The organism is Corynebacterium sp. MSK310, from assembly GCF_030227355.1.
Lineage (GTDB): Bacteria > Actinomycetota > Actinomycetes > Mycobacteriales > Mycobacteriaceae > Corynebacterium > Corynebacterium rhinophilum.
The window spans coordinates 19,416-39,259 of the sequence record NZ_JASPFZ010000010.1; the positions used below are offsets into that span (position 1 = coordinate 19,416).

Below are 19,844 nucleotides of genomic sequence, written 5' to 3' on the forward strand. Positions count from 1 at the left end.
TCGAATGCCCACCCCAACGCGAAGACGCCACTGCCCCACCCGCTGAGCTCGCAATTTCACCAACTAGCTAGGTACACACTGCGCCTCGCCCGCCATCGCTGCTTCAATGGAAAAGACAAGGAAAATAGGCACTACACAGCAACAGGAGAACCTCCCATGGATACTGAAACCACTACCGAAGAACGAACCCCGCTAGCGTACGACGAAAACGGTATAGCCCGCACGCCGTGGGCCGTGACATCGTCGCTGCTAACGAATTATTACGACACCGAATGGGGCCTTCCCATTAGGGATGAGGCCGGACTGTTTGAGCGCCTGAGCTTGGAGTCCTTCCAGTCTGGGCTGTCCTGGGCCGTGGTATTAAAAAAGCGCCCCGCCTTCCGCGAGGCCTTTTGCCACTTTGATCCGGACAAGGTTGCGGAATTCGGTGAGGCCGAGGTGGAGCACTTGCTTGCCGATGCCTCCATTATCCGCAACGAGCCCAAGATCCGCGCCACCATCAATAACGCGAAGGCCACCATTAAACTGCGCGAAAATGGCGGCCTAGCGGATTTCATTTGGAGCTTTCAGCCCGCAGAAAATATCTATCCCGAGGTCATGGAGGATATCCCGAAAAAGAGCCCCGAGTCGCAGGCCATGTCGCGGGAATTAAAGAAGGCCGGTTTTAAGTTCGTGGGGCCGGTGACCTGCTTTGCGCTCATGGAGGCCATCGGCATGGTCGATACCCACCTCTTAGGCTCCCACCGCCGGGCCACCTCCGGCGTATGGCCGGAGGAAACCGAAAAGCTCCACGGAAGCCAGGCGCAGCGGGCTAATTAACCCGCGCGGCGAGCGGCCAGGTCATCGCGGCGACCTACCCCATCGGGCCCGGCGTGTGGGCCATCAAAGTCACCGTCTTCATCGTCGCTGTAGCTTAAGGGAAGGTGCTCAAAGTCGGGGCTTTCATCGTCGATTTCGACGACGACCGCACCCGGACGGCGCAGGTTGCGGGGGATCTTCAACGCCTCATCATCGGTATTGTGAACGCCCAACCGCGCCCGGCGCAGGTGCTTTACGCGGCGGCGCAAGAGTGCTTGCTCTTGGCGGACTTGTGCGCGCAACGCCACCAGATAGATGCCGGTCAGAACGCCGACGATACCTGCCAGCCACCAGGTCCATCCGCCAGCCACAATGCCGAGGGCCACGGTGAGGACCACTGCGATGGCTAGGCCGATAAGCGTGCGCTGGCGGCGCTGGTAGCGCGTAGCGGACTTTTCCTTATCCGCCACTGGGTCCCATCCACCACGGCCAAGGCGGCGCTGAGCAAATGCCACCTCGTCCTCAGAAAGGTCAGTATTCAGCGCCGCGTCCTCAGCACCACGGGCACCGTACTCATCTACTTCGGCCGATTCCTCTCCTGCTCTATCGGATTCGGACTCTGCAGAGTCGGTTTCTGCGGTATCCGGTTCTTCTGCATCAATGACTGGGGCGGGATCAACCGCACCCGGATACATCAGATCTACCGGGGAGGTATAGGTCTCGTCGTAGTCGTACGCATCCTCAGCAATGTCTGCTGCCACCGGCGCAGTGAAAGACTCGGTGGAATCGGCAGCCACATTCCTGCGGCGGCGCTTGCGCTTTGCACCACCTTCTTCCCCGCCGGCGCGCTCATCATCAAGCAAGACATCATCGGCATCGTCAAGGTCCGCATCTGCATCGACGGAGGCCTTGGACGTACGCGCGCTATCGGCGGCAGTGGTGGCATCGGTGGTATCAGCGGTGTCAGCAGCCGCAGCCGGAGTCACCGATTCCTCAATGACTTCACCCTCAATGGTCTCTGCAGCGTCCTCAGCTGGGGCGGAGTGTTCATCGTGCGCGTCCGCCCCGTCCTCGTCGGCAGCAGAGCGGAATGCGCGGCCACCCACGCCAAAGGGTTGTGCCCGGGCGCGGCGGGCCGCGCCAGCAATGGTCCGCGACTGTGCGCGGGAAGCGCGGTCCTCTGCTTCTTCATCGATCAGCACGTCATCGACGTTTGCCTCGCGGTCTGGGTCCTCGGCAGCAGCGGATACAACCTCGTAGTCTTGGTCTTCATCCGCAGCACTGCGGTGGACATCATCGGCCCGCAAGCGCGGGCGGCGGCGGCCGGCGACATTGCCGGAATCGCCGGAAAAGAGCACACGGGTATCCTCAAAGGCCTCTCCGGTGTGGCTCATCGGGCGATTACTCCTGCCCAGGAGCCACGGCGCGAGCACGAAGAGCCACACCACGATGATTGCAATAACTGGCACAGCTGTGGACACGACTTAAGGACCTTCCCTTGGGGTGCAGATGATTACTCCACTCTAATCGCCACAACCGCACTTTAGGGGCCACAGAAGCCGCAAATTACAATGTTGTTACTTATGTGAAAATTGAGAAAGCGTTACCCGGAATTAAGCATGCTTTTCACACCAAACGCCCAGCTTGGCGCAGCCGCTCAACCGCCGTGGAGGAATAGTCTTCCTTAACCAAGGCGACGAAGTGGTGATCCCGCCAAGCGCCATCGATATGCAGGTTGCGGCGCAAATACCCCTCGGAGCGAAATCCATTGGCCCCCAGCACGCGCCCGGAAGCGGGATTTTGCTCCAAGTAGGTGGCAGTCACCCGGTGCAGGCCTACCCGCCCAAAGGCGTGATCCACTCCCAAGGCGGTAGCCGCGGTGGCAACGCCGGCACCCTGCACGGCGGAATACACCCAATAGCCAATCCAACAGTCCCGGATGCTGCCATGCTGAATATTGCCAAGTGTTACCTGGCCGACGAATTTTCCCTCGAGCTCAATGGCCAAGGGGATCACCTGCGCATCGCGCGCGGAGTTGCGCAGAAAAATGAGGTAATTCCACCAGGCCTGCGAGTTGTGGGCTTGTGCCCAGGTGGTCGCTTGGGTAGGCTCCACCGGCCGGAGCAATGGTTCATCCTCAATGCGCTGGCGCCGCCACTCGGGACCATCCGAGCGCAGCAAGGGTCTCAGCCGCATTCGCCCGCCAGACGGCAGTGTCCCCGAGGAAAGAAGCTGCACCGTCGGCGTCGCCTCCGGCCAACCGGGATGCAGATCATCGGTGGGCCCGGTGACTGGATGACGCAGCTTCGCTGCAGCGGTACCGAAAGGGTCAAGCATTAGCTGCGCTGGGTAAGAAATAAGACGTCGACGACATCGCCCGGGCGGATCTCGGTAACTTCCTCCGGTACGCGGATCATGGCATTAGCCTCTGACAGTCCGGCCAGAAGGTGCGCCGGCGCGCCGGTCGCACCGCCAAGGCCCTCGACCAAGTAATCGGCGGTCTCGGCATCGCGCATCAAGCGGGCACGGATGAAACCACGGCGTCCGGGGCGGGAATCAATGTGGTTGAGCGCGCGGGCACGCACCACCCGGCGGTGGGCGTTGCGCTTGCCCAAGGCCAGGCGAATCAAGGGTCGAATATAGATTTCGAAAATAACCAGCGACGATACTGGGTTCGAGGGAAGGAGGAAGGTGGGGATGCGTTCATCTCCTACCAGCCCAAAACCTTGCACGGATCCTGGGTGCATAGCCACGCGGGAGGTATCGATATCGCCGATTTCCGCCAAAATCTCGCGGATTTGCTCGGCACCGGCGCCACCAACGGCACCGGTAATAACGAGGGCCTCGCTGCGCGTGATGTGGGTTTCTAGCACTTCCCGGATACGGCGCGGTTCGCCTTCGGCAATGCCCACGCGGACCACGTCCGCCCCCGCTTCTTTTGCAGCGGCAGCCAAGGAATACGAGTTCACATCAAAGACTTGGCCTAGGCCCGGTTCCTTGTCCACATCAACGAGCTCGCGGCCAAAGGACACGATGGTCACGCGCGGGCGCGGATAAACCAACACCTTGGAGCGGCCCACGGCGGCCAGCAGGCCAATCTGTGCTGGGCCAAGGACGGTGCCAGAGGATACGGCGACATCGCCTGGCTGGATATCGTCGCCCACGCGGCGGACGAAGTCGCCCGAGCGCACCGTCCGGTGCGCCGTGATGCGCTTGCGTCCGCGGTCGGTCCACTCGAGGGGCAGGACGGCATCGGCAAGCGTGGGCAAGGGAGCACCCGTATAGACCCGCACGGCTTGCTTGGGCTGCAGGCGCAGCGGCTGCTTCGAACCGGCCGGAACCTCGCCCACGACGGGCAGGGAACGCTCGACCTCTGGCGGGGCGGGCTGCGTGGCGGCGTCATCGGCCTGGTCAGCCGACTCCTCCCCCTCGCTGCCGTCTTGATCCTGATTCTTCGGGCGCCGGACCTTCAGCCCGCGCTCGCCGCCGATATCAACGGCGCGTACCGCATAACCATCGATGGCCGCCTGGGGAAAGCCCGGTAAGGGCTGATTGGCCTGCACCTGCTCGGCGCACATTAACCCCAGCGCATTAGAAATGCTCATCCGCACCGGCTCCGGGGTCGTCGCCGCATCAGTAACCAGCGCCAACTGGTCATCAACTGAACGCATACGGTCTCTGCCCGCCCTTTCTTCTTGCCCTCTTACCTTGCTTCCCTCAACGCACGTGCGCGCGGTGCAAGGTAATTAGTTAAGGCCTTGTTCCGCCTCGAAATCGGACATGATTTGTTTAATAGCTTTATACAGCGCTGGGCCGTATTTTTCATCGCGCAGGCCAAAGTCCACGTTGGCTGGGATATAGCCACCGGGGTTGCCCAAATCGTGGCGCTTGCCCTCGTGGACCACCACGTGGACGGGCTCGCCCTCTTCAATGAGCAGCTCGATGGCATCGGTAAGCTGCAATTCCCCGCCCTTGCCCGGTTCGATCCGGCGCAGCGCATCAAAGATCTTGCGGTCCAAAAGGTAGCGCCCCGTAGCAACCAGGTTGGACGGTGCGTCCTCTGGGTCCGGCTTTTCCACCATGCCGACGACCTTTTTCACGCCCGGCGCGTCAGTATCTTCTACGTCAAAAACGCCGTAATTAAACGTCTGCTCCTGCGGCACCGCAAAGGCGCACAGCACGCTACCGCCAAGCTCAGCACGAACGCGCGCCATATCCGCCATGACGGTGGCCGGCAATACGATGTCATCCGGCAGCATGACGGCAAAAGAGTCCTCGTCTTCTGCCAAGACTTCTTCCGCCAGCCCCACGGCATGGCCCAAGCCCAAGGGCTTTTCTTGCTCTACTGCGATGGGCTCAATGAGCTGGTGGGCGCGGTTGACCTTGGCTACCTGCTCATCCTTGCCGCGGGAATCTAAGGTTTCTACCAGATCCGGAAATTCCGCAAAATGGCGCATTACTTCTTGCTTTTCGGGTGCGGTAATGACCGCAAGGCGGCGCGCACCCACAGAGGCTGCCTCCTCAGCAATCAATTCGATGCCGGGAGTATCCACAACGGGCAGCAATTCTTTGGGGACGGTTTTCGTGGCGGGCAGAAAGCGGGTGCCCATGCCAGCCGCAGGAACTACAACCGTGGTGATTCCGGTGGCGGAATCTTCGAGTTCATTAGCCATGGATCTTAGGGTACAACGGCGCACTATTTTCCTGTGTAGCGCTACGCCACGGACGCTATTATTTATTTATGCCTTCTTCCAGCGATATCAAAGCTCAACTGCGCACCCGCCTGCTTCGCGCGCGCCGCAACCTCACCGACGATAAGCGCGCGGAATGGACCACTGCCCTGCGCGAGCAGTTGGAACCCGAGCTTGCCGGCGTATCGAGCGTCGCTGCCTATTGGCCGCTGGGCTCAGAGCCAGGCGGGGAGGATTTCATCCCGTGGCTTACCCGCCGCATTGACCGCGTATTATTGCCCATCACCTGCGGCAACGGCGTCTTGAACTGGGCAGAATACAAGGGCCCGCACAGCATGCAGCCCGGCCAGTTGGGCATTTCTGAGCCGGCCGGCCCGCGTTTTGATAGCCGCGTGCTGTGCGGTTGCGATCTGATTTTGGCCCCAGCCATGGCCATCGATGCCGCCGGAAACCGCCTGGGCAAAGGCGGCGGGTACTACGACCGCGCGCTTTCCCTGGTGCCGCGCAACCACCCCGCGGTACTCGCCATGGTCTACCCCACCGAGTTCCTTGACTCTATCCCGGCCACATCCCACGATCGCCGGGTCGAGGCCGTGGTTACCGCCGCAGGAATCCACCGCTTTTCTTCCTAGGCGGGAACCGCGCAGGCAGTAGCGCAGTCTAATTGTGCATGGCTTATTCTCCGTCCCCGCGAATCTCTCAAATCCTTCGCACCCTGCGCACCCCTGGCCACCGCCGCGGCGTGCTCGTGCGCCGCGGCATCGCGCTGGTTCTGCTCATCGCTGCGTTGGTCTCCGCGATTTCCAGGGCGAAGGAACTGCCGCAGGTGCTGGTCTTTAGCCACGATCTGCCCGCCGGTGCGGAGCTTTCCGCCTCCGATGTCTCCCTCGAGCGCCTGCCTTCTTCTTCCATTCCTAGCAGCGCGCTTGCCGATGCCCCCTCCGATCTCGCCGGCCGCATTATCACCGCCGCCGCGGGCAAGGGCGAGGTGGTCACCAGCCAGAGGCTCCTGGGCCAAGAATTGGTATCTAGCCTCGTCGCAAACTCGGGATCTGCCGATTCTAAGGGAGGCGGCTCCGGCCGCATGATCCCAGTCAAACTTGCCGATCCAGACATCATCCCCCACCTTCACCACGGCGATACCGTCGATATCGTCACGGCAAGTGATGCCACCGATTCCCAGCCCGCGACGGCCCGCGTCATTGCCTCCGGCGCCCGGGTCGTATCCACCACCACCGCGGAGGGCGAGGTTTCTTCTGCCACCGTCCTGCTCGCGCTGCCAAATGAACACGCCAATGACGTGGCCGCCGCCTCTTTAAACCAACCGCTGACCGTGGTTATCGTCGGCGATCGCGCCCAGCCTCAAGCACCTGTTGACGCCGATTCTGCTTCCTAAGGACCGCACGAAGGTTGACCATTGCCCCGATAATCTGGGCAAATTCTAGGAGAATGGAATCTCCATCCGATCGGTTGGAGCAGGTCAGTCACCACTGCACCAATCAAGTGAGTTGTGGCATTCACGTGTCCGTCAAGTTGTGAGTACTTTTAGCTTGAACTAAACTTCCCGCTTGCTCATGGTTCACACCCATCCTTATCTATTCCCAGAAAGGTTCTCCGTCTCCCATGCTCAAGGGCTTTAAAGACTTCATTATGCGCGGCAACGTCGTCGAGCTTGCCACCGCGGTCATCATCGGTTCCGCGTTCACGGCGATTGTTACCTCCGTAACGGATTCCATTATTCAGCCGATCATTAACTCCTTCGGCTCCGCAGAGGTCGACGGTTTGGGCTTCCAAATCACCGATAATAAGTCCACCCTCGTGGACTTTGGTGCCGTCATTACCGCCGCGATTAACTTCCTGATCATCGCCGCAGTGGTCTACTTCCTCATCGTGATGCCGCTCAACAAGCTCACTGAAGCATCCAAGCGCCGCCAGGGTGTGGACCCAGAGGCACCGGCACCGACCTCGGAAGAACTCTCGGCAGAAATCCGCGATCTCTTGCAGGCTCAGAACGCGGGAGCTGTCTCCGCCGCAGATAAGGCACTTGGGGATGCCACTGCGGTCGAGGACACCGATGGCTCCACTGCTTCTGAGGGCAAGCACAGCCGCCACGACGACTAATTCTTGCTAAGAAGCAGTTAAGCCCGTGTCCACCTTCGCAATGAAGGAGGCCACGGGCTTTTGTAATGACTGCTTGAGCATTTTTGGCTCGGGACAAGGCTAAGCAGACTATTAGCCGTGGTGCGGCGGCTGGTTTTCGCGGTAAAATTCTTCGCCGCGCTCGGCTGGCTGAGCGCCATCGCCTTCCGCTGCGGCATCATCGAGGGTAACGATGCGGTGGGCATCGGTGCCTTCCCCACTAGCTAAGTCCTGCCCTACTGGGCGATCCGCGCTGCGGTCATATTCCGGCGCATCTGATTGCCGGAATACGCGCCTGCGCTGGCGGCGTGGTTGAGAGGTCATGGCAGTATCTCCACCCCTTTCCTTCGCGTTATTGCACGCTGGATTCTTGCAATTGATCCACAAGGTGGTGGACCAGCGGGGTCAACGTGGCCATGCCATCACGCACGGCAGCGCGCGATGGTGCGAGGTTGACCACGACGGTGGAACCAGAAACGCCCGAAATGCCGCGGGATGCGCACGCATCGACCGCGCCGCAAGCCTGACCGGAAGAGCGCAAGGCTTGGGCCACGCCTGGCACCATCTTGTCGATGACCCCAGTGGTAGCCTCTGGGGTCTTATCGCGCGGGCTCACTCCGGTGCCGCCGACGGTGAGAACGAGGTCTACACCGCCGACGACGCCAGTTTCAATGGCCTGCCGGATCTTGGATTTCTTCGAGCGCACGACCACCGAACCATCGATGCGGAAATCCGCCTCTGCCAAAAGCTCAGTAACCAGTTTGGAGGTACTATCTGAATTTTCGCCGGGGTGATCCGTGACGATCACAACGAGCGCGCGACGCGGCGCCGCCACCCGGTCTTCTTTCTCGCTGGCCAAAAGGTAGGCATCATCCGGCTCCGCCACATCCCGCAAAGCGTCTGTGGAAGCCGAATCCTCCAATCGGGTGGAGTCGGTCAAGTCTTGCTGGGAGTCTGCCATTTTTCTCCTTCAAAGAAACGTCGGGGGCGCAATGCGGACACGGCGCGGGCTGCATTTTAATCTACTCGCCTGTCAGGGTTACCTCTACCTGACGAGTGTCATCCGAATGTCCATCGGATACTTCCAAGGTGACGGTCGCACCGAAGTCCTGGGAACGCGCGGCAGCGATAAGCGCATCGGCGTTTTCAATCAGCCGGTCATTGACGCGGGTGACGATATCGCCCTGCTTCAAACCTGCTTGATCCGCTGGTCCCCCTGGCTCGACCTCTGCAATGCGCGCGCCATTTCCGTCATCGCGCGCCAGGACCTTAACCCCCAAGGTGGGGTGGGTTACGTGGCCTTTATTGATGAGCTCATCAGCCATGCGCTTGGCAAAGTTGGAAGGAATGGCAAACCCGAGGCCGATAGATCCGCCCTCACCCGAGGTTTTATCGGACAACGACGCAATCATCGAGTTCATACCAACGATATTGCCCTCCATGTCCACCAAGGGACCACCGGAATTGCCGGGGTTGACGGCGGCGTCGGTCTGGATGGCATCGATAAGCGAGGACTCGCCACCCTGCTGAGACGCGCGCACCGGGCGGTTCTTCGCGGATACGATGCCGGAGGTCACCGTGGCATTAAGCCCGAGGGGCGAGCCGACGGCGACTACCTCTTGGCCTACCGCTACCGCATCAGAGTCACCGAATTGGAGGTGTGGCAAGTCGTGCACGTCCTTGATCTTGATAATGGCAACATCCGTATTGGCATCGGAAGCCACGAGATCGGCTTCGTGCTTGCTGCCATCGTTCAAGGTCACCTGCATAATGCCGCCCTGCTCTGCACCGGCGATGACGTGGTGGTTGGTCAACACATAACCATCAGGAGAAATGATGGAACCGGAACCTTCAGCAGCCGAGGTCCGAGTAGCGGTCTGAATGGATACCACGGCCGGCAAAACCTTGGCAGAAACCGCTTCCACCGAGCCTTCCTCCGGCTCCTTGCCCATGCTGTTGGCGGCCGGTTTACTATTGAGCGCCTCATTGACCACGGACGTGCCGCTGCTGGATTGATTCTTTCCCATGACCACGCCGGTAATGGAGCCTGCAGCGATTGCCGCTACCGCAGCGATTGCCATCGCGGCACCCAGCCCGATCTTCTTTTCCTGCTTTGGCTGCGGCGGCAATGGCGTTACCCCAGGCACGGGCAGCTGGCCGGGTTGATTATTCGCAGGCCCCTGCTGGGAATACTCGCCTTGCTGGGTAGCGAAGCTAGAAGTTTCATGCTGCCCGTGGGTAGCACCCGGCTGAGCGCCGCCAAAGAGGCGATTGCTGGGCGGGGTGTGCTGCGCGTGCTGCGGCGCCTCGTTACCGTGTGGGGAGGCTTGTGCCTCCTGCTCGTTGATGCGCGGCTGGTTCCAGCCTTGGGAATAGGTTCCGTTGGAATACGCGGATCCAGTATCCTGTTGCCCTCCGCGCGGCTGGTTATACGGCGCCTGCCCATTGTTCGCGCCGTTGGGTTCCTGCGGGACACCGTGCGACTGACCATTATTGCCGCGGTTGTCATCATTCCTCATGTTCATAGGAACACTATGCCTCGCTTCACTTGGTCACAACTTAAACTACTCTGCCAACCTACTAGAAGTTCCTGTGAAGTTACTGTAGGCAATAAGCTGGTCAAACTCACCACACCTGTCGCCTCCCCTGCGTTCGCACTCGACTCCACCATCACCCCGTTAGACATCCTCCCACCCCGCGGCGCACCGCTGTGAACAGAATCACCGAAGAATAAAATCGATCCATAGTTATGTTAGCTTACTTTTATATTTAACTTAAGGTTAGCCTTACTTTACCCTTAAGTTCAATCTTTTTTATCTTTCCAACCCAAGGAGTATGCAGTGCTGACATGGCTCAAATCTCCCCGCCCACGCCCTCAATTACCTAAAGAGGACGTTGATAAGAAATTCCCCCGCCTTCGTTTCCAAGTCTTCATGGGAATCTTCCTGGGTTACGCGGGCTTTTACCTCATCCGCAACAACATCTCCACGATCGCGCCGCTGCTGCTGGAAGATAACGGGAGCATCGACAAGCCTGCAATCGGCATCATTAGTAACGCCGTGTTGATTTCTTATGGCTTATCCAAATTCTTTTCCGCCATGCTCGCGGACCAGTCCAATGCGCGCTACTTCCTGCCCATCGGACTGAGTCTATCCGCACTGATGAACCTGATAGTCGGCTTCGTCCCGTGGGTCTCAGCATCCGTCGGCGTCTTTGCCACCGTCATGTTCCTCAATGGTTGGTTCCAAGGCATGGGGCACCCACCATGCGGCCGCGTCATCGTGCAATGGTTCTCCACATCCGAGCGCGGTTGGAAAGGATCGCTGTGGAATACCTCGCACAATGTGGGCGCAGGCGTACTACCGCTGCTGGTAGGCGTCGGCTTGGCAATGACCGGCAATCAATGGCAGGTAGCCTTTTGGCTCCCCGCCGTCGCGGCGCTGATCATCGCAGCCTTAGCCTTCCTGCTCATCCGCGATAATCCGCCTTCAGAAGGACTGCCGACGGTCGATGAATGGCGCGATGATCCTGCCAAGGTTGCAGACATCAAGCGGCAAGAAGGCGATGGAATTTCTACCAAGGACCTGATTTTCAAATACGTCCTGCGCAACCGCATCATTGTGCTCCTGGCCATTGCCAATGTATTTGTTTACGCACTGCGCTACGGCGTGCTCAACTGGATTACGACGTACCTCGCCGAAGTCCACCACATGAACATCAATTCCGGTTTGATCGCCTTCGGCGCCTTCGAGCTCGCAGGCCTCCTGGGCACCATTCTCTGCGGTTGGATGTCCGATAAGCTCTTCCACGGCAACCGCTCTAAGGTCATCTTGATCTTTATCTTGGCTACGGGCTTGTCCATCGCCGGCTACTGGCTGGCACCAGTGGGCACCCCGTTCGCGGTTATGGTTACCTTCATCGCACTCATCGGTGCCTTCATCTACGGTCCGGTTGGCCTCATCGGTTTGCAGGCCCTCGACCTCTCCCCGCGCAATGTGGCAAGTACCGCTTCCGGTTTTACGGGGCTTTTCGGCTACCTGCTCGGTGCCACGCTCGCCTCGACCGGTGTGGGCTACCTGGTCAAGTACGCCGGTTGGAATGTCACCTTCATGGTCTTCCTGCTCTTTACCATCCTCGTTTTGGCCATCTTCCTCTTTATTAATAAGGAAGAAGTCCGCCTCACCGAGGAGCGCAAGGCCGCCCTCGAGGCATAGGCCTTCGGCTTAGGAGAACGCACTGTGGCTGCGCGTTCCCCGCACCACCTGCCGCCCACCCCGGGCCTGCAGGTGCTTTTTGATGCCCCCTAGAATCTAAGCGGGTCTAAAACATCGCAACCCCCTCGCAGTCACTAATAAGCAACCGGGAGGGGGCGAGGATGAAAGCAGGCTTAGAACTGCTCTACGTCAACCAGGCCGAGCTTAGCGGCCTTGACCAGACGGCGCGGGATGCGCACGGTCTGACCGTCAATGGTGACTTCCTGGAGGGCGACGTTGTCAGCCTTCCACTGGGAACGACGTGCGTGGGTATTCGCACGGGACTTCTTAAACTTAGGAGTTGCCATTTTCTCTTCTTCTCCTTACGCGTTCTTCTTCTTGCGGCGAGCCATGGCACCGAAGCGCTGGTTGAAGCGCTCGACACGGCCAGCGGTATCCATAACGCGCTGTGCACCAGTCCAGAACGGGTGGGACTCAGCAGTAACGTCAACGACGATGAGCGGGTACTCGTTGCCGTCTTCCCACTCAACGGTGCGAGAAGAGGTAGCGGTGGACTTGGTCAAAAAGGAGTGACCGGTACCAGCATCACGGAAGACCACTGGGTGGTAATCTGGGTGGATGTCTTTCTTCATATATATTCCCTCAGGGTTGGACTACGGGTCGGTTCCGCACACTGAATAATGACGGTACGGATCGTGCCCGAGTTGGGATGTACAGTTACAGCTCGCCCGGCGCCACAAAGCGCGCCGACCGATAACCTGAATTATCCTACATTCCACGGCCATATATACGAAATTGCTCGCCTGTGGCAACCACAGTCGCCACAGGCACACATATGCGCCCCATTCGTTATAGTAAGGCCTCGAACCTCCCCAATGCTTTGGGCGCTGTCGCTTGATCATCGGCAGAAAGCCGACACCTTTATACGTAGGGGCATCGCAGCAGCGATTAGGTATATCGCGAGTAAGGCTGTAAGATTTGCTCTTGCTGTTGTCAAAATATACGTATTACGCCCCGTCTACTGGTTTTTGACGATGATGCCGCACCTGCTCACACCTCACTTTTTGAGCACTGCCACCCTCACACGGCAGTCGGCACGTAGTCGTTTATAGCCACGATGTGGGCGGCTAGGAGAAAGAAGACCCATGTCGGCTATTTGCCAGGTAACGGGCCGCAAGCCGGAATTCGGCAAGCAGGTCTCGCACTCGCACCGCCGCACTTCGCGCCGTTGGAACCCCAACGTGCAGCGTCGTCGCTACTACCTGCCCTCTGAGGGCCGTACCATTACTCTGAATGTTTCCACCAAGGGTATGAAGATCATTGACCGCGACGGCATCGAGTCCGTTGTTGCCAAGATCCGCGCACGTGGGGAGAAGATTTAAGTATGGCACGTAACGATATTCGCCCAATCATCAAGCTGAAGTCCACTGCGGGCACCGGTTACACCTACGTGACCCGTAAGAACAAGCGCAATAACCCGGATCGCATCTCCCTGAAGAAGTTCGATCCGATCGCCCGCAAGCACGTCGAATTCCGCGAGGAGCGATAATTCATGGCTAAGAAGTCCAAGATCGCTAAGAACGAGCAGCGCAAGGAAATCGTCGCCCGCTACGCGGAGCGTCGCGCTGAGCTCAAGAAGATCATCAAGAACCCGAACACCCCGGATGAGGAGCGTTTGGAGGCTCAGTTCGAGCTGAACCGCCAGCCTCGTGACGCTTCCCCAGCCCGCGTTCGTAACCGCGACGCAGCCGATGGCCGCCCACGCGGTTACCTCCGCAAGTTCGGCCTGTCCCGTGTCCGTATGCGCGGCATGGCTCACCGTGGTGAGCTGCCGGGCGTTCGCAAGTCCAGCTGGTAAAGGGGTAATTGCACAATGGCTAATAAGCGCAATAACCAAAAGAAGTTCCGTATGGAGCAGAGCCGTCGCCCGAAGAAGAACCCTTTGAAGGCTGAGGGCATTGAGAAGGTGGACTACAAGGACACCAAGACTCTGCGTCTATTCATCTCGGATCGCCACAAGATCCGTTCCCGTCGCGTCACCGGCTTGACCCCGCAGCAGCAGCGTCAGGTTGCTACCGCAGTCAAGAACGCACGCGAAATGGCTCTCCTGCCGTTCACCACCCGCTAAACAGTAGCTGGGTATCAACAGCGCACTTTTGCCGCTGGCAAGTGTGACACGGTAAAAGATCCATAAACTTTCGCCGCCCCGCCTTTCGAGGTGAGGCGGCGAAAGTCGTTTTAGTAGCCTAAATTCGCGCTACACCGCACACACGCCATACCTCCGCGAGAGCACCAGCAGCAAAGCTCCGCGACGGACTCCCACAGCACCCTTACTCGGCGGCACCCGCCGCACGCTCCCCCGAGCGCTACTGCGATATCGCATAAGTGTTACATTTATAGCAATCCTGCGCCGCACAATTTTTAGATGCGCACCGCTTTGCAATGAGTGAAAGGCAGTGACTGTATGGGCCTGCATCAATCCCTTCTCGATCTTTCGGAGCTTGCTCCCCATTGCCAGTCCCGGGCAACCGCTCGCGGCTTATTGGCGGAAGCACAAGATGTCTTGCGCAATGCGGTAGCGCACCAGGACGATGAGATTGAATTAGCCAACTGGTTTTCGCGACTACTGACAGATATCGTGCGCGCGCCAGGCGTGGATGCGGATATCCGGTTAACCGGTGCGGCGGCGCGCGGGGATCAGCTACCCAGCATGCCCATCGAGTGGATGGGAGAAGACAGCGACTTGGAGTCCGTCTTTCGCGATGTCGGGCTAGAGGTACATCAAGCGGCCGATTCCATGGCAGCGCGCGTCGATGCCGGCCTGCCTTTAGGCCGCGGCGGCGAGCAAGCTTTGCTGGAGGAGGCGTTGTCCCAGCGTCCGCCTCTGCTCCAGCGCGTTGGCGGTTTGCCCGATCGCAGTGCGGCCGTAGATATCAAGTCCATGCTGTTATCCCCCATCGCCGCCATTGCGCGCTGGGCGGCACCGGGCCCGCGTCCCACGGTCGATCGCCTCGCCATTGGCCAAGAACGCGGGATGCTCACCGCGGAGGACGCAGAGACCCTCGACCTTGCGTGGCGCACTGGGTATTCGGTAGAAATGCGCCGCTGGTTCGACAACGTGCACGGCCGTGAATCCGTCCTGCAAGACCTGCCACCACTGGAGCGCACGGCCTACGGCACGGCCTGCCGCATGGTATCTGCGACCTTCGAGTCCATCTCCCAACGCACCGCGGATGGCGCACATTAGAATCGCCACAAAGTTTTTGTGGCTACGCATGCGGTCCGCGCCGGCGGGCTGCAGGGCTGTAGAGTTGTTGAGTAAAAGCATTTTCTGCTGAGAGAAAGGAGGCGTCCGCCGCATGTCAGGAAACGTCGGTAGGCCGCGTAAACATAGCCCCCGCCGCAGAGGCAATAGCGCCCGGGAAGAGATTTTGGACGCCTCCTCAGAGTTATTTACCACCCAGGGCTTTGCCACGACGTCGACCCACCAGATCGCGGACGCGGTGGGCATCCGGCAGGCATCGCTGTACTACCACTTTCCCTCCAAGACGGAGATTTTCCTCGCGCTGCTAAATTCCACCATTGAGCCCTCGCTGGAGTTAGCCGATGAGCTGGTGGATTCTGATGCCGAGCCCGAGCAGCGCCTGTGGTCGTTGGTTGCCGCGGAATCGCGCCTGTTGCTCACCAGCGGTTGGAACGTCGGCCGGTTGTACCAGTTGCCGGTGGCCAATTCGCCGGAGTTTTCGGAGTATCACAGCTCCCGCGAGCGGCTGCAGAACCACTTCCGCACCACCGCCGCTGCCATTGTGGGCGATGCGGATCCGCGCATCGAGTTGCCCTTCCACATCGCGCTGTCGGTCATCGAGATGCGCCCCAATGATGGCACGCCTCCCTATGCCGCGGCCCAGTCGGTTCCGGAGACTGCCGCCATGCTTGCCGATGCCGCCCTTGCCGTCCTCGGCGCCACCGTTCCTGAGGACGCCGAAGCGATGACACTTGAGCTGCTGAAGAACCGCAATGACTCGATTTCTGCGGCTGCGGCGGCAGCAGCGGACCGCAATAAGAAAAAGTCCCGTTAACCTCGTTATGGCGCGTTAACCTCTCCCCTGAGGTTAACGCTAACCATTTCCTTGTGACGTCGTTAACCACTTACCAGTGATTAACGTTGCCAGGATTGAGTAAAGTCCGCGGTGGCGGCCAGTCCGCCGCCTTCGCGCACGCTAATCCCGCTGGGGGTTACAACGATGGTCGATGGTGTGGCATCCACGTAGTAATTGCCGCCGTCTTGGCCAATGATTGACCCAGTAAATTCGCCACCAAAGATGGTCGAGCGGTACGTCAGGACGTTTCCCTGATTTTCACAGATAATGGCCCTGCCGTCTGGGCCTTTGCCGGCAAAGACGACGCGTTCATAACGGTGGCAATTGGCATAAGTATTGGTATCGGTCCAGCCGTATTCACCCAAGCCGTCGATGAGTTCATTTCCGCCGCCGTTATTGTTTTTTGGTGGCTGTGCCTGCTCCTGTTCGGTTTCGGTCACCGTCACCACGGGTGGTTCTTTCTCTTGAGTTTCCGGAGACTTTGTCGCCGACGAGGATTCTTCTGCTGCAGTATCCGTCGTGCTTTCGACGGTGGTCATGCCGCCATCGCCGGAAAAGTCGGGTTGATCCTCATCCGTGCCATTGCTGCATGCACTCAAAACGATGCCCGCGGTCGCTACCGCGCCGAGGTGCAGTCCCCAACGCAAACGTGGTGTTAGATGAAAGTGCGGCATGATAAGTCCTTTCTCACAAGCCAGGGATGGAGCTAACAAGCTGGGGTGGGCCAAGCAACGTCGGCCTTGGAGAGATCAAGCGCCATGCCCGAAAGTAATGGTTGGGCGGAGGCGTACTGACCATCCGGGGCCGAGGCGATGAGTGCTACCGCCACCTCGCGGCCGCCGATGGTGGCAAGACCCATCTGCCGCACATCATAGCCGCCGGCGGTATCTGGGCCCCAGCCGCCTTTGAGGGCGGCCCCCTCTAGGTTGCGCAGGCCATAGCTTTGGGCGGGGTCGGGCGTAGACATCGCGGTGAGGATGGGCTCGGCACCGTTGACGCAGCGCAGCTTTGCCATGAACGCAGCCTGGTCGCCCACGCTCCACTGCGTTTGTCCAAAGGCGCTAAATTCCGGGCGGGTGACCTGGCTTTGTACCTGGGTGGTGGCATCGCCGGCATCGGCAAGCACTTGTTGCGCGGCCTGGGCGGCTTGTGCGCTGCCGCCCAGCGCGTCCCAGGCGGATTGAGCCGCCTCATTATTGGAATAGGTAATCGCAGACGTCACCACGTCGGGGCCGATGAGCCCTGCGCGATGGGCCGCGATGAGCACCGGCACCTTGGAGGTGGACCAGGCGGTTTCGGGCGCGGTGCGCCCGGCGGCAACGGTGGTGGTGCCATCCGATACCGCGATGCCTACATTGCCGTAGTTGGCGGCGATGCGGTCGAGCTCGCGCTGCAGGTCACCAGCCACAGCCGCCCCGTCGGCACCGGCTGAGTTCGCGGCATCTGACTGGGCATCGGCTGGCGCACCCTCGGCCTTCTCTGCGGCATCGCGAGGGCTATCCGCCGTATCCGTCGCGCTCTCTGTAGAGCGCGGCGTCGCCTGCTTGGCGATGCCCGGCTCTGATCCCGTCTCCTTCTCGCCCTGCCCGCACGCGCTAAGACACAGCGCCCCCGCCACAAGTAGGCCGCCGAGCGCCATGCGTCTCGGTGCAGTACGCCTCGGCGCGGTGCGGGTTGGTGCGAGCATGGCCAGGGTCCTTAGTTTTCAGGCGCTATCGCTAGTGAGCGAAGTGGCGCGTTCCAGTAAGATACATCGTAACACCAGCGGCCTTAGCTGCCTCGATAACTTCTTCATCGCGGATGGAGCCGCCGGGCTGGACAACGGCTTTGACGCCGGCATCGAGAAGCACCTGCAAGCCATCGGCGAAGGGGAAGAAGGCATCGGAGGCGGCGAAGGAGCCTTGGGTGCGGTTGGTGGCATCGGCAAGCGTATTGGCGCGCTCGACCGCAAGCTTGGCGGAATCCACGCGGTTGACCTGGCCCATGCCCACGCCTACGGTCGCGTTGTCCTTGGCCAGCAAAATCGCATTGGACTTGACCGCGCGCACCGTGCGCCAGGCGAATTCGAGCTGCGCTAAGTCCTCGTCACTCAAGGCCTTGCCCGCTGCCAGGGTCCAGTTTTCAGGCTTATCGCCCTCGGCCTGGTAGGTATCCGGTTCCTGGCGCAGCACGCCGCCGGAGATGTACTTGCGCTCCTCGCCCTGTTCTTCTGGCTCGGCCAAAAGCACGCGCAGGTTCTTCTTGCTCTGCAGGATTTCCAGCGCCTTTTCCTCATAGGCGGGTGCGACGATGACCTCGGTAAAAATACCCTTGACCTGCTCGGCCATCTCCTCGCTAACCTCGCGGTTGACGGCGATGACGCCGCCGAATGCGGACATCGGGTCGCAGGCATGCGCCGCGCGGTGGGCCGCAGCGATGGACTCGTCCGATACGGCGATGCCGCACGGGTTGGTGTGCTTGATAATCGCGACGCAGGGGCGCTCGTGATCCCAGGCCGCGCGCCAGGCGGCATCGGCGTCCTGGTAGTTGTTGTAGCTCATCTCCTTGCCGTTGAGCTGCTTGGCATTGGCCAGGCCCTTGGTGCCAATCCGGGTGACGGTGGCGGCCTGGTGGGAGTTCTCGCCGTAGCGCAGCGAGGTGGTCTCCTCGCCATCGCTGAGCTGGTCCACGAACCATGCGGAGACCGCCGCATCATAATTAGCGGTGTGGAGGAAGGCATCGCGGGCGAGGCCACGGCGCTGGTCAAGGCTAAAGCCCCCCTCTTCAACGGCCTGGGTTACCTCGCCATAGCGCGCCGGATCCACGACCACGGCAACGGACGGGTGATTCTTGGCCGCCGCGCGCACCATGGAAGGCCCACCGATGTCGATCTGCTCTACGCATCCATCGAAGTCCGCGCCGGAGGCTACGGTTTCCTGGAAGGGGTACAGGTTGACCACGACGAGCTGGAAGGGCTCTACCTCAAGCTCGTTGAGCTGCGCCAGGTGGTCTTCCTTGCGGGTATCGGCCAGGATTCCGGCGTGCACGCGCGGGTGGAGCGTCTTGACGCGGCCTTCCAGGCACTCGGGGAAGCCGGTGAGCTTTTCAACCGGAGTGACCTCGATTCCCAGGTCTGCAATCTTCTTGGCGGTGGAGCCGGTAGAGACGATCTTTACGCCTGCCTTATCAAGTGCGCGGGCCAGATCCTCCAGCCCCGTCTTGTCGTACACGCTAATGAGTGCGCGCTTTACCTGCTTGCGGTCTTCGCTCATGAGGAGGATTAAGCCTTTCGAAAAGTCTTAGTCTGCGAGTTGAATAAAAAGTTCCTCGCCGCGGGGCTGCGCCGCGCGCAGCACATCGACGATGAGTTCGCGCTCTACCTTTTTAATGCGTTCGTGGAGGCTGGCCTCATCATCGTCTGCCCGCACGGCCACCGGCCGCTGTGCAATGATGGAACCGGTATCCACGCCCGCGTCCACGAAATGGACGGTAGAACCTGTGACCTTCACGCCATACTCCAACGCATCGCGCACCCCGTGCGCGCCCTTAAACGCAGGCAATAACGCCGGGTGGGTATTGATGGTGCGGCCTTCGAAGCGGCGGAGGAACCCCTCCCCCAAAATCTTCATAAAGCCTGCAGAAACAACAATGTCTGGCTGCGCAGCAGCTACTGCATCAGCCAGACATGTATTCCATTCGGCACGGTCGGCGCCCATTTCCACGATCTCAGTATCGATATCGCGTTCTCGGGCGCGGTCAATACCTCGACACGGCTTATCCGCTACCACCTTCACCACACGGTAGTGCTCATCCTGGGATTCCAAGATGGCTTGCAAAAGCGAGCCCGTCCCAGAGACAAGCACGACAACTCGTAGGCGGTCAGTAGCATCAGTAGCGCGTGGTGGCATCGGTGAAGTCACGCG

Annotated in this window: 24 protein-coding genes; 11 read left to right on the forward strand and 13 right to left on the reverse strand. The window is 60.1% G+C overall.

Going from position 1 to position 19,844, the window contains the following annotated elements:
* Positions 1-156: 156 nt before the first annotated feature.
* Positions 157-819: a DNA-3-methyladenine glycosylase I gene (locus QP891_RS08150; RefSeq protein ID WP_284770622.1), complete on the forward strand. Its 663-nt coding sequence runs from the start codon at positions 157-159 to the stop codon at positions 817-819.
* Here the strand turns inward: QP891_RS08150 and sepX are convergent.
* The 4 genes from sepX to QP891_RS08170 all read right to left on the reverse strand — a co-directional run bounded on the left by sepX (position 816) and on the right by QP891_RS08170 (position 5,471).
* The gene (gene sepX / locus QP891_RS08155; protein ID WP_349865638.1) at positions 816-2,267 is read right to left on the reverse strand and encodes a divisome protein SepX/GlpR; all 1,452 of its coding nucleotides are present in this window, start codon (positions 2,265-2,267) and stop codon (positions 816-818) included. The two genes, QP891_RS08150 and sepX, sit on opposite strands and share 4 nt — an antisense overlap.
* 157 nt (positions 2,268-2,424) lie before the next feature.
* The gene (locus QP891_RS08160; RefSeq protein WP_284770620.1) at positions 2,425-3,135 is read right to left on the reverse strand and encodes a GNAT family N-acetyltransferase; all 711 of its coding nucleotides are present in this window, start codon (positions 3,133-3,135) and stop codon (positions 2,425-2,427) included.
* Positions 3,135-4,469 carry a molybdotransferase-like divisome protein Glp gene (gene glp / locus QP891_RS08165; RefSeq protein ID WP_284770619.1) on the reverse strand — a complete coding sequence of 445 codons (1,335 nt, stop codon included), beginning with the start codon at positions 4,467-4,469 and terminating at the stop codon, positions 3,135-3,137. Before glp ends, QP891_RS08160 begins: the two co-directional genes overlap by 1 nt.
* 75 nt (positions 4,470-4,544) lie before the next feature.
* Entirely contained in the window at positions 4,545-5,471 is a 927-nt protein-coding gene (locus tag QP891_RS08170) for a UTP--glucose-1-phosphate uridylyltransferase (RefSeq protein WP_284770618.1), read from the reverse strand.
* Positions 5,472-5,539: 68 nt separating this feature from the next.
* Between QP891_RS08170 and QP891_RS08175 the strand changes: the two genes are divergently transcribed.
* From QP891_RS08175 to mscL, 3 genes are all read left to right on the forward strand, one after another.
* Complete coding sequence (locus QP891_RS08175; protein WP_284770617.1) at positions 5,540-6,121, forward strand: 5-formyltetrahydrofolate cyclo-ligase; 582 nt, start codon at positions 5,540-5,542, stop codon at positions 6,119-6,121.
* A gap of 38 nt (positions 6,122-6,159) precedes the next feature.
* The gene (locus QP891_RS08180) at positions 6,160-6,885 is read left to right on the forward strand and encodes an SAF domain-containing protein (RefSeq protein WP_284770616.1); all 726 of its coding nucleotides are present in this window, start codon (positions 6,160-6,162) and stop codon (positions 6,883-6,885) included.
* A 227-nt stretch (positions 6,886-7,112) separates the two neighbouring features.
* Positions 7,113-7,610 (forward strand): large conductance mechanosensitive channel protein MscL, encoded by a 498-nt coding sequence (gene mscL, locus QP891_RS08185; RefSeq protein WP_284817028.1) that lies wholly within the window; start codon positions 7,113-7,115, stop codon positions 7,608-7,610.
* Positions 7,611-7,721: 111 nt separating this feature from the next.
* On the opposite strand, the gene QP891_RS08190 is transcribed toward mscL, so the two are convergent.
* The 3 genes from QP891_RS08190 to QP891_RS08200 form a co-directional block, all read right to left on the reverse strand.
* Positions 7,722-7,952: a hypothetical protein gene (locus tag QP891_RS08190; RefSeq protein WP_284770614.1), complete on the reverse strand. Its 231-nt coding sequence runs from the start codon at positions 7,950-7,952 to the stop codon at positions 7,722-7,724.
* A 28-nt stretch (positions 7,953-7,980) separates the two neighbouring features.
* The gene (locus tag QP891_RS08195) at positions 7,981-8,589 is read right to left on the reverse strand and encodes a MogA/MoaB family molybdenum cofactor biosynthesis protein (protein WP_284770613.1); all 609 of its coding nucleotides are present in this window, start codon (positions 8,587-8,589) and stop codon (positions 7,981-7,983) included.
* Positions 8,590-8,650: 61 nt separating this feature from the next.
* Positions 8,651-10,153: a S1C family serine protease gene (locus QP891_RS08200; protein WP_284770612.1), complete on the reverse strand. Its 1,503-nt coding sequence runs from the start codon at positions 10,151-10,153 to the stop codon at positions 8,651-8,653.
* Between the two features lie 315 nt (positions 10,154-10,468).
* Here QP891_RS08200 and QP891_RS08205 point away from each other — a divergent pair, with 315 nt between their 5' ends.
* Positions 10,469-11,842: an MFS transporter gene (locus QP891_RS08205; protein ID WP_410762244.1), complete on the forward strand. Its 1,374-nt coding sequence runs from the start codon at positions 10,469-10,471 to the stop codon at positions 11,840-11,842.
* Between the two features lie 173 nt (positions 11,843-12,015).
* On the opposite strand, the gene rpmF is transcribed toward QP891_RS08205, so the two are convergent.
* Positions 12,016-12,189: a 50S ribosomal protein L32 gene (rpmF, locus tag QP891_RS08210; RefSeq protein ID WP_005279913.1), complete on the reverse strand. Its 174-nt coding sequence runs from the start codon at positions 12,187-12,189 to the stop codon at positions 12,016-12,018.
* Positions 12,190-12,204: 15 nt separating this feature from the next.
* Positions 12,205-12,474: a type B 50S ribosomal protein L31 gene (locus QP891_RS08215; RefSeq protein WP_005279912.1), complete on the reverse strand. Its 270-nt coding sequence runs from the start codon at positions 12,472-12,474 to the stop codon at positions 12,205-12,207.
* A gap of 513 nt (positions 12,475-12,987) precedes the next feature.
* Between QP891_RS08215 and rpmB the strand changes: the two genes are divergently transcribed.
* The 6 genes from rpmB to QP891_RS08245 all read left to right on the forward strand — a co-directional run bounded on the left by rpmB (position 12,988) and on the right by QP891_RS08245 (position 15,921).
* The gene (gene rpmB / locus QP891_RS08220; protein ID WP_005279911.1) at positions 12,988-13,224 is read left to right on the forward strand and encodes a 50S ribosomal protein L28; all 237 of its coding nucleotides are present in this window, start codon (positions 12,988-12,990) and stop codon (positions 13,222-13,224) included.
* Between the two features lie 2 nt (positions 13,225-13,226).
* Positions 13,227-13,391, forward strand: a complete 165-nt coding sequence (gene rpmG, locus QP891_RS08225; protein WP_023025964.1) for a 50S ribosomal protein L33 — start codon at positions 13,227-13,229, stop codon at positions 13,389-13,391.
* A 3-nt stretch (positions 13,392-13,394) separates the two neighbouring features.
* Positions 13,395-13,700, forward strand: a complete 306-nt coding sequence (gene rpsN / locus QP891_RS08230) for a 30S ribosomal protein S14 (RefSeq protein WP_005279906.1) — start codon at positions 13,395-13,397, stop codon at positions 13,698-13,700.
* Between the two features lie 15 nt (positions 13,701-13,715).
* Entirely contained in the window at positions 13,716-13,970 is a 255-nt protein-coding gene (gene rpsR, locus QP891_RS08235) for a 30S ribosomal protein S18 (protein ID WP_005279904.1), read from the forward strand.
* A 336-nt stretch (positions 13,971-14,306) separates the two neighbouring features.
* Complete coding sequence (locus QP891_RS08240; protein ID WP_284770611.1) at positions 14,307-15,089, forward strand: putative nucleotidyltransferase substrate binding domain-containing protein; 783 nt, start codon at positions 14,307-14,309, stop codon at positions 15,087-15,089.
* A gap of 112 nt (positions 15,090-15,201) precedes the next feature.
* Entirely contained in the window at positions 15,202-15,921 is a 720-nt protein-coding gene (locus tag QP891_RS08245; protein WP_284770610.1) for a TetR/AcrR family transcriptional regulator, read from the forward strand.
* Positions 15,922-16,001: 80 nt separating this feature from the next.
* Here QP891_RS08245 and QP891_RS08250 read toward each other — a convergent pair whose 3' ends face one another.
* Genes QP891_RS08250 through purN form a run of 4 tightly spaced genes read right to left on the reverse strand, consistent with a single transcriptional unit; the run spans position 16,002 to position 19,829 of the window.
* Entirely contained in the window at positions 16,002-16,616 is a 615-nt protein-coding gene (locus QP891_RS08250) for a hypothetical protein (protein ID WP_284770609.1), read from the reverse strand.
* A 32-nt stretch (positions 16,617-16,648) separates the two neighbouring features.
* Complete coding sequence (locus tag QP891_RS08255; RefSeq protein WP_284770608.1) at positions 16,649-17,629, reverse strand: hypothetical protein; 981 nt, start codon at positions 17,627-17,629, stop codon at positions 16,649-16,651.
* A gap of 31 nt (positions 17,630-17,660) precedes the next feature.
* Positions 17,661-19,193: a bifunctional phosphoribosylaminoimidazolecarboxamide formyltransferase/IMP cyclohydrolase gene (gene purH, locus QP891_RS08260; protein WP_284770607.1), complete on the reverse strand. Its 1,533-nt coding sequence runs from the start codon at positions 19,191-19,193 to the stop codon at positions 17,661-17,663.
* 27 nt (positions 19,194-19,220) lie between these two features.
* Positions 19,221-19,829, reverse strand: coding sequence for a phosphoribosylglycinamide formyltransferase (gene purN / locus QP891_RS08265; RefSeq protein ID WP_284770639.1), 609 nt, complete (start codon positions 19,827-19,829; stop codon positions 19,221-19,223).
* Between the last annotated feature and the right edge of the window lie 15 nt (positions 19,830-19,844).